Here is a 13,771-nt window from a genome sequence, read left to right on the forward strand (position 1 = left end):
CGCGCAGGGCCTCTGGCCCGCTCCCCGTCGCTCGGGGAGCACCACGCGAATACCTGTGAGAAGGGACAACGGGGCGAGAGGCGGGTTCCGCGAAATCTTCGCGGGGAGGAAACGACCTACTTCACGGCGGGCGGAGCGGTGAAGACGAGCTTGGTCAGGGTCAGGTTGTCGAGGTCGAGGGGCTTCGAGAACGTCGCCGCCTTGCTGTAGCCCTCCGCCGCGAGGTAGTCGTAGAACATCCGCTCGCTGCCGCTCATGGTCATCTTCGCGCCGCCGTCGCAGATGAAGCGGTACTCCTGCCGGGTCTCCTCGCCGATGCTCATGGGGCGAACGGTGGTGTCGAGCGCGAGGCAGTAGCGCGAGCGGGGGTTCTTCACGAGGTCTTTGCGCTGGTAGAGCTGGTCCGCGCCGATGCCGAAGAAGGGGAAGGCCCCGACGTTCGTGTAACCCTTGTCGGCCATGATCTCGTCGAGCTGTTGCACCTGCGTGCGCACGTTCTCGGCGTAGCCCTCGTCGCCGGCGAAGATGCTCGGGCGGACGGGCGTCGTCGTGAGCACCCTGCCCGCCCCGCAATCGACCTCCATCCAGAGGTTGACGGCGTACGGGTCGTGGACGAAGCGCGCCACGCAGAAGTCGCTCGTCGGCGCGGGCGGCTCGTTCTTCTTGCAGAGCCCGAGCCAGGCGAGGGCCGGCAGGCACCACGGCCCGTCGGCCTTGGCCTCGGCCGCGATCGCGGCGCAGCTCTTGTCGACCACCCCTTGCGCGACGGTGGCGCGCGAAGCGTCGCAGGGCTCGGCGCTCGCGGCGGGCACCGTGGTGCCGCGGCAGGTCGAGACGTGCTCCGCCGCCTGCTGGCAGACCGAGGAGCTCGGGTCCCCAGGGCCCGCGTTACAGGCAGCGAGAAAAACGGAGAGCGCGAGAGCGGTGGTCGTTCTCATGGCATTCCTCGAGTTGGTGTCGCGCGCCGGTCTAGCAATTGGCAGGCCGACGGCGGCGCGCGTCCGGGTCCGCTGAAATGACAGCGATCGCGGCGCTCGGGCCCCCGGCGGCCGCGCGCGGCCCGATGCGGTCTCGGAGACGGCGTTTCGAATTCGGTGACCTCCGAAGGGGGTAGCCGGCCGCGCTCGCGGCCAGGTCCCGGCAAGCTATCGATATCCCGTCGACCGCTCCCTGAGGGAGCCAGCCGGCGCCTGGCAGAGTCCTTGCTCATCGAGCGCCCACAAACACCCATGACCGCTCGAAGCTCCATCGGAGTGCTGGTGCTCGTCGCGTGCGCCGCTGCCCCACCTGCTACGGGGCAGCCTGGCGCCGCGAGGAACGGCCGCACGGCCGAGACAAGGCTCCGTCGGGCCCAGACAAACGTGGCGCCCTGGAAGATCGGCATGCTCTGCGCCCGCACCGGCATCGGTCACGTCGTCCGCGACCCCTTGGCCGCCGTCGAACGCGCCGTGCGGGAGCACCCGGAGCTCTCGATGCTCGTGGGCCCCGAGTGGTTCTTTCTGCCCGAGCGGGGCTTGGCGAGCGGCGAGGACTTCCGGAACCTCCGGGAGCGCCTCCGACAGCTCAGTCGCGGGAGCTCGACGCTCCTCGCTCCCGGCTCCATCGCCTGGCGAGGTCCTCACGGCCGATGCGAGAACACGGCGCTCGTGGTCTCGGACGGCGAGGTGCTCAAGACCTACTCCAAGCGGGGGAGCGGCGGAGACGCGCGCGTCGCGGCGCTCGGCGGAACGACCTTCGAGCCGGGGCGCTCGGACGGGGTCTTCTCGTGGACCAAGGACGGTCGATCGTACCGCGTCGGCATCGAGCTCTGCATCGACCACGGAGCTCGACGCCTCTTCGACGAGACGCTCGGGGAGAGGGGCTCGCACGTGCCCGTGGACATCCAGCTCCTTTCCGCGTGCGACTACGGCCGCATCGACGGAGGCCTGGCGATCGGCCCGGGGGGCCTCTTCGTCTTCAACGACGGGCACCAGGGCCAGAAGCCGCTACCGGTGGACGTGCGTCGCTTCGCCGCGGAGAAGAGGGTGGGCGGGGGTTCCTTCACGGGCCCCGACCGCTACTGGGGCTGGAAGAGCGGGCAGATCGCCTGGAAGACCGGACGGGCGAGCGCACCCCAGCCGCTCACCGACGACGTGAGCCTGATGATCTTCTCCATCGCACCGCCAGCTATTCGAGCGTCGTTCGGCGCGCGCCCCGGCGGGGGTGAGACAGTCCCCTGACGCCTTCGCGCGCGTGGCCGCGCGCCAGACGGACCACCGCTCCCTAGATCTTCGGCATGGCGCCCGAGGCTGAGCTATGCTGAATTGCGTACGGATGCACCGCTACCTGATCGTCTCCGACCTGCACCTCGCCGACACCGAAGAACACGCCGACGGCTGGAAGGACTACAAGCACCCGCGGCACCTGTTCGACGACCGAATGGCCGAGCTGCTCGGGCGCTTCGCCGCGCGCGCGCAACCGGGCGACGAGCTCACCTTCGTGCTCAACGGGGACATCGTAGACTTCGATCTCGTCTGCGCCGTGCCCGAGGCGCCCCCCTGGCCCGTCTCGCCGGGGGAGCGCATGTACGGCCTGAATCCCACCGAGGCCAAGTCGGTCTGGAAGCTGGAGCGCGTGCTCGCGCACCACCCGATCCTGGTCGAGGCGCTCGCGCGGTACGTCGGCGCGGGGCATCGCGTGGTCTACGTGGCGGGAAACCACGACCCCGAGATGTTCTTCCCCGGCGTGCAGGCCGCGTGGCGCGGGGCGATCCTCGCGCGGGCCGCCGAGCTCGGCCTCGCGGTGCGCGACGACCAGCTTGTCGTCGAGCCGTGGTTCTTCTACGTGCCGGGCGAGATCTACGCCGAGCACGGACACCAGTACGACGTCTACACCTCGCTGCGTTCGGTGCTCGACCCGACGGTCCCCGGCCCCGAGGGCCCCGAGATCGCCCTGCCGATGGGGAACCTCTCCAACCGGCGCATGATGAGCCGCATGGGGTTCTTCAACCCGCACGCCTCGGATTACATCCTGAACGTCTTCCGTTACGTCGCGCACTGGTTCCGGCACTACGCCTTCAGCCGACGCAGCCTCGTCCTGCCGTGGTTCTTCGGCAGCCTCTCCACCGTCGCCGCGCTCCTCACCACGAAGGGGCGGCAGCAGCGGCACCGACTGGACTATCGCGCGCTGCTCGCCGCGCAGGCCGAACGCGGGCACATGCCGCTCCCCGAGGTGAAGGTGATCAATCGGCTCCGCCGCCTGCCCATCGCCGGCCGCCTCTACCGCGTGATCCGCGAGTTCTGGCTCGACCGGCTGGCCATCGCCGTGCTGATGACCGGCGGCACCATCGCCCTCGCGCTCGTGCCGATTCCCCTCTGGATCAAGCTCATGGTGCCGCTCTCCAGCTTTCCCCTGGTCTACTTCGTCTACGAATGGTTCGCGCACGGCGAGAACATCTTCAACGTGGAGCAGGAGTGTCACAAGGCGGCGCTCGAGCTCGGCCGCCTGCTGATGACGCGCGTCGTGACCTTCGGCCACACGCACGTGCCGGGGGTCAAGCCGCTCTTGCCGGGGGTCTCCTACGTGAACACCGGCACCTGGGCGGCCGTGCCCGATCAGGCCGACCGGAAGGCCCTGCGCCTCGGCCTGCGCAACACCCTGCTCCTCGAGGTGGACGGCGAGAACGAGCGCCTGGACCTCGAGAGCTGGGTCGAGCCCCAGGCCGCCCCCACCGGGGCGAGCCGCGGGGGCCGGCGCTCGCTCTGAGCTGGGGTGCGTTGTCCCCAGCCCCTCGGGGACCACGGGGACCGGCAGGGGGCACGGTGGGGGACCGAGCGTGCTCCGACACATGCAGTTGCTCGAGATCCTGAACGTCCCCCGCGTGGCGGCGGCGGCATCCTTCGTGCACTCGCCCCGCGCTGGACATGCTCCATCTCCGCCCGAGAGCACGACGAGGGACCGCTTTCGCCAGGCTGGCCTCGAGCGCGAGCGTGGCGCTGCTCGCCCTCGGTGGCGCGTGCTCGGCGCCCTCCCCCGGTGAGCTCGAGCGAACCACGCCGGAGGGCCATCCGCTGCTCTCCCCCGAGGTCTTCGGCGACGGGAATCCGGCGGGGGAGCCTCCGTCCGCGGAGCAGCGCGGGATGAGCGCGAACACCCTGCCGGCCCAGGTCGACCACTCGGCGGGCCTGCCCCGCGTGCGCCACCAGGGCGACCGAGGCACGTGCATGGCCTTCGCCGCCACGGCGATGATCGAGGCCTACTACGGGTTGAAGACCCACCTCTCCGTCGAACAGACGGCGCAGCGCCTGGGCAACATCATGGGCTTCGACTTCCAGGTGACGAGCCGCCTCACCGGATACCGCGTGGCCGAGGAGCGCTCCTGGCCCTACGGCGGCTCTCCCGCCGCGAACCTGAGCGCCGAGTCGCGCTGGGGGATCGACGAGATGCGCGCGACCGGCAACGACCCGGAGGCGCTCAAACGCGCCCTCGCGGAAAACCCGAAGACCACCGTCTGGGCCGGGCTGGTCTGGGACTCGGAGGTCATCAAGGGCCCGGTGCTCGACCGGCCGAACCGCAGCGACCTCGAGATCTCGGTGGCCGTCGCGAGCTGCCTGCTCCGCTCGAACTGCGGCGGCCACGCGGTCCTGCTCGTGGGCTACGAGCGACGGAACGACCCATCGGGGCGCCCCGAGACCTACTTCAAGTTTCGCAACAGCTGGGGCGAAGGGTGGGGCTACGGCGGCTACGGGTACGCCTCCGGGGCCTTCCTGCGCGCCTACGCCAAGGCCGCCAATATGATCGTCCGCGCGCCCACGGTGAGCGCGGCTCCGTCGAATCCGACGCCGCTCCCACCGTCGCCCCCGACGAACCCGCCGACCGGGGCGACCCCGCGCCTCGAGATCCTCGCGCCGCGCTCGGGCGCCGTGCTCCCCGCCGGCCCGGTCACCGTGAAGCTCAACGCCTCGGACGGCAAGGGCCACGCGGTCAAGGTGCGCTTGCTCGTAGACGGCCACGTCGTGACCGACGAGGTGGGGCCCCCCTACGGGCTCGTGGCGCCCGCACTCTCGGCGGGCCGTCACGAACTCAAGGTCGTGGCACGCGACGCGGCCGGGACCGAGGCCGAGGCCATGGTGACGGTCACGATCGAGGCGGGAGGCGTGGCGCCAGCCCCGGTACCGCCCGAGGAGCAGGTGCTCGCGCCGGACTCCGACGAGAGCGCTTCAGGCTGCTCCGTCCCGGTGGGAGAGTCCCCTGCGCCGGCTGGCCTCTCGTGGCTCTCGCTCCTGCTCCTCGTAGCCGCGCGACGGACGCGCGCAGCCGCTCCGGGGCGCGAACGCGGAGCCCGCAGCCGCCTGGCCCGCTGACGCCCCGAGCCGCCTGGCGCGGCGGCCATCCAGAAATAGCCCCGTGATATCGGCCATCGGGGCTGGCACGGCTCCTGCTCGTGGCGACCGACGCGTGGCCTGCGCTGCGTAGGCCCGACCAGGACGGACCCCATGAGCCGAACCTCGCGCTGCACCACCGTCGGCCTACTCCTCGCTTCCCTCTCGCTCGTCACCGCCTCCCGCGAGGCGCGGGCGGAGAGGAAGGGCGCCATCACCACCAACCCGGACGGCTCCCTGAACCGGAGCAAGGTCCTGCCGGATGGGCGCGTGCTCCTCTACCGACAGCTGCGAGAGCACGGCAAGTTCGCCGCGCAGCGGGTGGGCGAAGAGCTGCTCGACCCGCTCGCCCAGCCCGTCGTCGATCGGCACGAGGAGCTCTATCCGCTGTCCCACTACAAGGTCTTCCGGCTCTCGGCGAAGGAGATGCACCAGCGCTTCACGTCGATGGCGGCGCATCCCGAGCACGCCGTCTTCGACGTCGTCCGCATCGGGGGCGGCGGAGGGGCCTGGGACGACTTCCGTCGAGCCAAGGCGGCGCTCGGCCGCAAACCGCACTTCCTCGTGATGGAGGAGAGCTGGCAGCGCGCCTTCAACGACCACGGCTATCGGGCGGGCCGCTACTTCGGCTGGGACCTCGGCTGGGGGGCGAAGGTCGTCCGCGCGGGCGGAATGCAGAGCGCCGGGCGCGCCCTGGTCAGCGTCGAGCTGGCACGGCCGCAGGACCACTGGCCGGGCCAGGCGAAGTACCGCCTGGTCACGAACCGCGGCGAGGTGCTCTACACCAATCAGCTCCTGGTCGAGACCTGGGACCAATCGATGAAGGCCTCCTCGTCGGCCCAGGTCGCGGCGCGGGCGCTGGCTCTCGAGAAGGAGCGCGCCAGCACGTCGCCCTAGTCCTTGCGAACCGACCGAACGCCCCGGCCATCCTCCCGGCCACCGACGGGGCCTGGAGTCCCCGCCGCCCCGGGCCCCACGACCGACCCATCTCGTGATCTCTCGCCCTTGCGTCCCCGCACGGCGCGAGCAGCGATGGCACGGTCGATGCTTGGTTGGCCCGCCAGAACTTACCGGGAGACTCCTATGCGCACCGCCCTTAGCGGACTCGGCACCCTTGTGGCCCTGAACCTGGCCGTCCTCACCCTCGCTCCGGGGGTCGCCTCGGCACGCGAGCTCACGGCGCGCCAGGCCGCAATGCTGGTGAAGCAGCGCCTGCGCGACGAATACAAGCTCGCGGACGGCGTGAAGATCATCGTGCGAACGAAAGCGCGCGCGACACCCGAGAGCGGCAACGCCCGCTCCTACCAGGCGCTGCTCGTCTCGCGGGGCGTGCAGACCGACGGACCCTGGCCCGCCGGAAAGCCGGACCGGAACCGGCCCTTCATGACGGTCGTGGGCACGGTGCAGCTCGAAGCGGTGGGCCAGCGCGCGCGGCGCCTGCCGCGGGGAGAGGCGCTGCAGCGGCTCGCCGCCCAGCTCGTCGCGATCGACACCGGCTCCGGAAAGCGCTAACCCGCCCGCGCGCTCGCGCGGCCGATGCGGGTTGACAGGGACCGAGGGCGTGCGCACGATTTGTTCTATCGACCGAGATAGAAGAAGCCGGCCACGTCGGCCATTCGCGCACGCGGGCCTCGCGCTCGCGGCGGTCGCGCTCTCGCTCGGCTGCTCCATGGAAACCGCGCCCTACCAGTGCTCGAGCTCCCACCAGTGCAATCGCGGAGGGGAGCAGGGAGTCTGCGAGCCTGTGGGGAACTGCAGCTTCACGGACCCATCCTGCGACTCGGGCCGGCGCTATCCGCCGCACTCCGGCGCTCTCGGCGGCCAGTGCGTTGCGCCGGCGAACGGGTTTGGCCCCTCGTTCACCGACGGCGGCGAGGACGGGGGCCACGACGGCGGCACGATCCCCACGCGCGACGGGCCACCCCGAGGCGGTTCCCCGGCGGACGGATCGCCCTGGCATCGAGGCCGATCGGACGGCCCATCTCCCAGCGATGGTCGCGCCGAGGCGGCCGCGTCGACCGATAGAAGCGTCCCCGCCGACGCGTGCGCCTGCGTCCCCGGGACTGCGGGGAAGGGCGCGCCTCAAGCCTGCGGCGAATGCGCGACCCAGATCCCGACGCGCACCTGCGGCGCAAACTGCCAGTGGGGGCCCTGGACTCCGGGTACCTGCAGCTCGAGCTGCACGAACGAGCCGGACTGCGGCGACTGCAAGGCGCCGCGGTGCAACCCCGACACGGGTTGCTCGTGGCGCTGCGTGAAGTCCGGCTGCACACCGGGCGCCTCGCAGTGCTGCACTCCGAGCGGCGGCGGAACGGGAATCCGCTCCTGTTCGAGCAGCTGCAGCTGGACCTCGTGCGCCCCAACCAAGGGCTGCTAACCCGCGGGCCTAGCGGAGGGTCGCGCCATGCGCAGCGCCCAGATCCTCCTCAAGGCCCGGCGCGGCGAAAGGACGCGTCGAGAGCCTGGAGCTCGCGCTCGAGCCGCTCCATGTACTCGCGCACCTGGCTCACGCGCTCTTCCTCGGTGAAGGGCCGCGCCTCCCGATAGTTCTGGGCGCCCGGACGGAGCAGGTTCGCGAGCCCCTCGGCCCGCACGTGGAGGTCGAGCCAGTCGAGCCCCCGCACATACGTGGTCAGGGCTTGGGAGAGGCCTCCGTGGCGCACGACGGCTCCGCGCAGCTCGAACCCGGCCTCCGCGCGCGCACCCACCACCTGAGCCGCCGCGCGCAGCTCCGCCGCCACCCCCTCGGCCGTGGGATCCCGCATGTACGCCGCCGCGGCCTGCCGCAGCCGCGCGACGGCCGACTTCGTCGAGCGATAGACCGCCTGGACGCTACGCAGCGGCGAGAAGCCGAGCACGCGCGCCAGCGCCAGCATGCGCTGCTCGTCTTGCGAGCGGGAATCGGGAACGCGCCCCGCGTTCGAGGCGCCCACGAGGAGGTCTAGCCGCTGCTCCACGTTCAACGAGTCGAGCAATCGCTGCGCCTGGGGCCGCAGCAGACGTCGCTCCTCCGGAGAGGCGCCCACGTCCGCCGCGCGGCCTACCGACTGCGGCTCCTCCAGGCGGTTCGGCAGCCCGAGCAGGGCGAGCGTATGCAGCTGATCGTAGAGGCTCTCCTCGAGGCTGCCGTTACCTGCGACGCCGGCGAGCAGCGTCTCCTTCGACGCCTGCCGCAGCGCCGGCAGCTTGGCGACGACGTCGGCGCGCACCCCTCGCACGCGATAGCCACGCACCGCCAGCCCGTCGCCGTAGCGCAGCGTCTCGGCCAGGGCCGCGTGGCCCGTCTCCCGCAGCCGCGCGAGCGCCGAGTGGACCGAAGGCAGAAAGATCGGAAAGGCTCGCAGGCCAACGTGCGTCTCCTGGACCATGGGAATGCCGCGACGCCGGGAGGCCTTCCCGCCACCGTCGGGGGGCGCTTCGTGCACGCCCGCTCGGCGCGCCAGAGAGTGCGGCGTGGCACCTGCGAGACCGAGGACCATGGAGGACAGCATCAGAAGCGTGCGCATGGCAGTGACTCCTCGGCGCGGCCTGAGCAAGCGGCGCGCCAGCGCGACTGCGGTTCACGGTGGGCAGGCCGAAAGCGCCCTTTCGATGACTTGGAGCCGCGTGACGCGACGCCCCCTGGCCCCGGCACCGGCCACCGCGCGGGAAGGACCGAGGCCCCCCGTCCCCAATCGCGGCCTCTTGCGGGCGCAAGTGCTTGTGCTTGCGGGGCCGTCCACCTGGCACGCGTACTGCACTGCAGGGGCGTCGTGGGCCACCCGCGCGCCATCGCCGTCGTACCTGCAGGGGCGCTCGTGGCGCTGCTGGGGCTTCTGGCGCTCTCGGCCTCGTCCTTCGCGGCGCCCGGCCAGACGCAGGCCGAACCCCCGGCCGGCAAGCAGCGCGCGCCGCGCGTGGTCCACCGCGCCGACGCCCTGCGCAACGAGGACGGCAGCTACTCGGCGGCCAAACTGGTCGTGCCCGATCCGGCCCGTCCGGAGCTCTTCCACCTGCTCGAGCATTTCCTCGACGTCCCCGCGGACTTCCGGCTTCGGGTGACGACCACCCGCAAGGGCCAGGTCGCGACGCGCACGCTCAGCCAGACCGGCTCGGGGGCGGAGCACGTGGACACGACCTTCTTCCCCCTACCCGACGGCCGCACCTTCGGCTTCACGCACTACGGAGTGGGCACCACCACCTCGGCGGTCCCGTTCATCGTCTCGAAGAACGGACGCCAGGTCACGGTCGTCTCGCGCGAGCGCGCGATGAAGCTCAACGAGCAGGCGGAGGCCCACGCGAAGAACGTGAGTCGCCGCCCCTCGTCCGGGGCGAGTCTCGCCCAGTACCTCGGCGACCTCGGCGTCGGGCTCGAGCTCCCCGAGGGCGCGCGCCGGACCGTGCGCAAGGGCGCTACCGGCCTCCCCGAGCTCATCTGGCGCTGGACCGTGCGCTCGTCTCCGAGCGCGGACGCGCCTCCCACCGTGCATCGGGCGCGCGTGCGCTACTTCGCGCAGCTCAGCGACGGCTGGCTCCTCGGGCAATCGCAGCACACGGAGACCACGGGTGGGCCCGGGCCGCTGCCCGACAAGCTGACGACCAATCCCTCGACCTACTTCGCCATCTCCCCCGCCGGTCGGAAGGTCGTGCTCCTCGACGCCACGCAGGCCACCAAGCTCGCCGCCCTCGGCCACATGCCGCGCACCGCGAAACACCGCAACGTGCTCGCGACGACGGGCCGCGCGCGTATCCTGCAGAGAATGTCCAACCAGGACGTGCGTCAGCAGGCGCGCTCCCGAAAGGCTGGGACCATCGACGTGCGGCCGTAGCGGCTGGACCATCCCGCGCACGCGCCCCCGGGACCTTCGCCTACTTCGCGACCTCGTACGCGCCGCCCTGGCAGGCATAGGCGAGCCCCTCGGGGCCGTCCCGGTTCTGACCGTTCACACACCCCGAGGAATCGTCGTCGACGTACACGTTCACGGTCTTCACTCCGCGGCGAACGATCGCGAGCGTCGCGCCGTTGTCCCCCTCCGGCTTCGGGATGAAGGCCGACCCGAGCGACAGGAAATAGATGCCGTCGTCGTCGTAGGCGTCGAACACGAAGGCCGTCAGGTCGCGCGGCTGGTACGGCTGGTCGAGCGGAATGGCGAGCCGCTTCCAGTTGGGCTGCGCGCCGAAGTACGAAGCCGTCATCTGCGGGCCGTCCTGCGTGGCCCCCGCCGCCGTCCTGACCCGCAGGACGAAGCCGCCGTCCACCCGCAGGGAACAGACGCGGTCGCCGGAGCCCCCCACGTCGGAGGCGTGCACGTCCACGAACAGGTAGCGCTCCATCGGCAGCGCCTTCTTGTGGTCGATGCGTCCTTCGCGCCGGAGCTCGGAATCCGTGATCCGGTAGAGCCAGGGCGCGTGGCGGTCCACGAGCTGCTCGCGCGTCCCCGAGGTCGCGGCGTAGCCCAGCGGGTCGAGCTCCACCGGCAGCGGCCGGAGGACCACCACGAACGGGCCGTCCAGGCTCGAGTCGTTGCCCGGGTTACCCACGTTCCATCCGGCTAGATCCCCGTCGGCCTTGTTGTCCGAGGAATTCCCGCAGGCCTGCCCGTAGCCACCGCGGTGCTCGTAGAGGCGGTTGTGCCCGTCGCCGTAGTAGAAGATCGGATGCGCCCCTTCCATCAGCGGCGCGTGGCTCGCGAAGCTCGTCGCGCCGCTGCAGCGCCCCCAGCTCTTCGCGCCACCGTAGGCGTAGAGCCCCTCGATGTCGCAGGCGCGGCCCCAGCGCGCGAGCTCCGCCTGGATGCCGCTCGCGCCTCCGCCGCACAGCGCCACCGTCCCGCCGTTCTCGTGGGTGTAGACCGCCTCGTACTTCGCCGTCTGCTTGGACCAGCCGAGCAGCACCGGCAGATCGTCGAAGCGCTTGGCGACGGGCCACTTGAAGATCGGCGCGTTCACGAGCCCCTCGCCCCTCGCCCCGAGCTGGGCCCGGGACGTGAGCGTGGCGGGTCCGACGCACGCCCGCCGCAGGGCCTTGGCCGCGCTCAGCTCCGAGACCCTGACCGAGACGGCATCTCCGTCGCGCAGCTCGCCGAGCTGCATCGCGTAGCCGAACGCGTCGGCCCCCTGATGGAGTACCAGATGGCCGATCCGGCCGCGCGGTCCGGAGACCTCGAGCACCACCGCCTCGTTACCGCGCTCGCTCCAGAAGGTGCGGCTCGCGCTCCGGGCGAAGAGCGTGAGCGCGTGTTCGTCTCGCGTGGAAGCGCGGGCGACCTCGATCGGCCGCTGGTCATCGACCGTCACGCAGCCCGTGGGTCTGCCGGCGTCGGAGGCCGCGTCGGAGGGCCCACGAGGACCGGTGTCGGGGCGAGGCGCGAGGTCCATCGCCCGGACATCCGGTGGCCCCGCGTCCTCTGCAGGGGAGGTACGAGCGCACCCCGAGACGGTGGCGGCGAAGAGGCCGAGAGCCAACCCGAGCCGGAGCGCTTTCGGGAGGAAGGCCGCGCGGCCCATCCCGTCAGGCCCGAGGGGCGACGCGCAGGCCGATGAGAGGCTCGACCCAGGATGGACCCGACATGCTGCCTTTTCCCGCCGCGGTGGCGGTGCCGGTGGACCGTGTCGACGACGTGGCTGGCGACCTGTTCCCCGCGCCGCCGGAGTGCAAGAGACATCAGAGAAGGCGTGCAAATAGCGTATCCAGGCGCTCGGAGGCGGTCAAGCGGATCCCAGCCCACGTGTCCCAGCCCGCGGACTCGCCGGACACCCCCCGATAGGGGAGACCTCGTCAGCTCGGCGCTGCAGCGTCACGCTCCGCGCCCCCATGGGTACTCGGGCTTCGGCCGGGCCGGCTCCTCTCGTCGCGTGTGGCTGGACCGGTCGTCAGCCCGCCCGGGGCTACCAGCCAGCTAACCGCTCGACGGCAAAGGCCCGGGCCGGACGCAGCCTCCGGCAGGAGGCTTGCAAGGAGTCTCCTCCACACGGAGGTTGATCGATGCGTCGTCGGACCCTGCGGGCCGGGCTTCTGGCCTCGGCACTGTTGCTCTCGCTCTCGTCCCCTGCCGCTGCAAAGCACGCCACCGAGGCGCCGCACGTCATCACGGGCGAGCAGGCCGAGCGACGCGTGACCCGAGCGTGGCGCGACATCCAGGGGCTGCAGCGCATGAACCCGGTCCGCCGGGCGTGGGCCAGCTGGCTCTTCAACCGCCGGATCGACGGCGTCTACAAGGAGCTCGTCGCGGCGAAGGTCGCCGGCTCGAGGGACGCGAAGGTTGGCGTGCTCCTGAACGCCTTCGCCCAAGAGGGGAACGCGGCGGGACTCGTGGATCGCGTCCAGACGGCGCTCAGCAGCCTCGCCGACGGGCAGTACATGCTACGCGCCGAGCTCCGCTCCAGCGCCCGCCGGGGGGCGAGGTCGTTGGCCGAGACCCTCTGGGCCCAGATGGAGGCCCTGCAGTTCAAGCTGCGGGGTTCCGTCGTGCCCTCCAACGTCGAGGCTCATTTGAGCAAGCCCCCGCGCTTCCCCTTCCCCTTGCGCCTCTGGTAGTCGAGACGCCGCCCCCGCCCCCGCACCGTGGTAGAGGTGTTCGCACCGTGGTAGAGGTGTTCGAGGCCGATCCAAGCTAGTGTGATCACAATCGCATTCGAGGTCTACTGAACGTCGGAGCAGGAATCCGAGGGCTCCGCCGACGGGCGGCGCTCAGGAGCGCGAGAGCTCCTCGATACGCCGGGCCAGGTTCGCCCGTGCCGGGCCTTCGAAGAGCTCGGCGAGCCGCGTGTGCCGGTAGATCCGCGGGCGACCGAGAAAGCCCGCGAGCACCTGTCGCCGACCCATGCGAAAGAGCGCGTCGGGGACCTGCGCGTACTCGGAGCGAATCTGCTCCTCGAAGCGCCTGAAGCTCTCGGCGTCGGCGCCTAGGATGGCCAGGTCGAGGTCGACCAAGAGCGCAGCGTCGCCCTCGGTCGCGTCGTGGTGTCGCGTGGCCTCGATGGCGCGCACGACGCGCGTGCGGCAAGGCTCCGGGACCTCGAGCACCCGCAGGGCCTCGTCCGCCAGCCTGGCGCTCTCGGCCTCGTTGTCGCTCCGTTCGGGATCGTAAACGGCGTCGTGGAACCAGAGCGCGAGCTCGACCTCCGCGGGCCGCTCGGCGAGCGCTTCGAAGCGGTCGAACAGCGAGAGACAGTCGAGGACGTGCGTCAGCGTGTGATAGTGCCGCCGCGGCTCGGCGTAGCGCGCCAGCAGGTCGGCCACGACGCCATCCGCAGGCCGGTTGGCCCCCGCCGCGCGCGCCGCGCGAGCGAAGCGGGTGGCCGGGTCTCTCAGCTCCTCGCGCATTCGAGCCGATGGTAGGCCACCACCGACCGCCGCTCAACTCGGACCGAGGCGCCGGGCACACGTCGAGCCGGTGCGCGGTCCTCGCGGCGGGGGATCGAGGCGGCGC

Annotated in this window: 12 protein-coding genes; 7 read left to right on the forward strand and 5 right to left on the reverse strand. The window is 71.4% G+C overall.

The window, feature by feature from the left end; genetic code table 11:
* Positions 1–116 precede the first annotated feature (116 nt).
* A complete protein-coding gene (locus IT371_00355) occupies positions 117–938 on the reverse strand; it encodes a hypothetical protein (protein MCC6746073.1) in 822 nt (273 codons plus the stop codon).
* A 423-nt stretch (positions 939–1,361) separates the two neighbouring features.
* On the opposite strand from IT371_00355, the gene IT371_00360 reads away from it, so the two are divergent.
* From IT371_00360 to IT371_00380, 5 genes are all read left to right on the forward strand, one after another.
* Positions 1,362–2,219 (forward strand): hypothetical protein, encoded by an 858-nt coding sequence (locus IT371_00360; protein ID MCC6746074.1) that lies wholly within the window; start codon positions 1,362–1,364, stop codon positions 2,217–2,219.
* Positions 2,220–2,295: 76 nt separating this feature from the next.
* A complete protein-coding gene (locus tag IT371_00365; protein MCC6746075.1) occupies positions 2,296–3,744 on the forward strand; it encodes a metallophosphoesterase in 1,449 nt (482 codons plus the stop codon).
* 224 nt (positions 3,745–3,968) lie between these two features.
* On the forward strand, positions 3,969–5,342 hold the full coding sequence (locus IT371_00370) for a hypothetical protein (protein MCC6746076.1): 1,374 nt from the start codon (positions 3,969–3,971) through the stop codon (positions 5,340–5,342).
* Positions 5,343–5,474: 132 nt separating this feature from the next.
* Positions 5,475–6,257 carry a hypothetical protein gene (locus IT371_00375; protein ID MCC6746077.1) on the forward strand — a complete coding sequence of 261 codons (783 nt, stop codon included), beginning with the start codon at positions 5,475–5,477 and terminating at the stop codon, positions 6,255–6,257.
* Positions 6,258–6,443: 186 nt separating this feature from the next.
* Positions 6,444–6,872 carry a hypothetical protein gene (locus tag IT371_00380; GenBank protein MCC6746078.1) on the forward strand — a complete coding sequence of 143 codons (429 nt, stop codon included), beginning with the start codon at positions 6,444–6,446 and terminating at the stop codon, positions 6,870–6,872.
* 570 nt (positions 6,873–7,442) lie between these two features.
* Here IT371_00380 and IT371_00385 read toward each other — a convergent pair.
* Positions 7,443–7,727, reverse strand: coding sequence for a hypothetical protein (locus IT371_00385; GenBank protein MCC6746079.1), 285 nt, complete (start codon positions 7,725–7,727; stop codon positions 7,443–7,445).
* Positions 7,728–7,786: 59 nt separating this feature from the next.
* Entirely contained in the window at positions 7,787–8,866 is a 1,080-nt protein-coding gene (locus tag IT371_00390) for a hypothetical protein (GenBank protein ID MCC6746080.1), read from the reverse strand.
* Positions 8,867–9,112: 246 nt separating this feature from the next.
* Between IT371_00390 and IT371_00395 the strand changes: the two genes are divergently transcribed.
* On the forward strand, positions 9,113–10,168 hold the full coding sequence (locus IT371_00395; protein MCC6746081.1) for a hypothetical protein: 1,056 nt from the start codon (positions 9,113–9,115) through the stop codon (positions 10,166–10,168).
* A gap of 40 nt (positions 10,169–10,208) precedes the next feature.
* Here the strand turns inward: IT371_00395 and IT371_00400 are convergent, their stop codons facing one another.
* Positions 10,209–11,717, reverse strand: a complete 1,509-nt coding sequence (locus IT371_00400; protein ID MCC6746082.1) for a hypothetical protein — start codon at positions 11,715–11,717, stop codon at positions 10,209–10,211.
* Positions 11,718–12,324: 607 nt separating this feature from the next.
* Between IT371_00400 and IT371_00405 the strand changes: the two genes are divergently transcribed.
* Complete coding sequence (locus IT371_00405; protein ID MCC6746083.1) at positions 12,325–12,876, forward strand: hypothetical protein; 552 nt, start codon at positions 12,325–12,327, stop codon at positions 12,874–12,876.
* A gap of 153 nt (positions 12,877–13,029) precedes the next feature.
* Here the strand turns inward: IT371_00405 and IT371_00410 are convergent, their stop codons facing one another.
* Positions 13,030–13,665 carry an N-methyl-D-aspartate receptor NMDAR2C subunit gene (locus tag IT371_00410; protein ID MCC6746084.1) on the reverse strand — a complete coding sequence of 212 codons (636 nt, stop codon included), beginning with the start codon at positions 13,663–13,665 and terminating at the stop codon, positions 13,030–13,032.
* Positions 13,666–13,771 lie beyond the last annotated feature (106 nt).

This window comes from Deltaproteobacteria bacterium (assembly GCA_020848905.1).
In the GTDB taxonomy this organism is placed as follows: Bacteria; Myxococcota_A; Polyangia.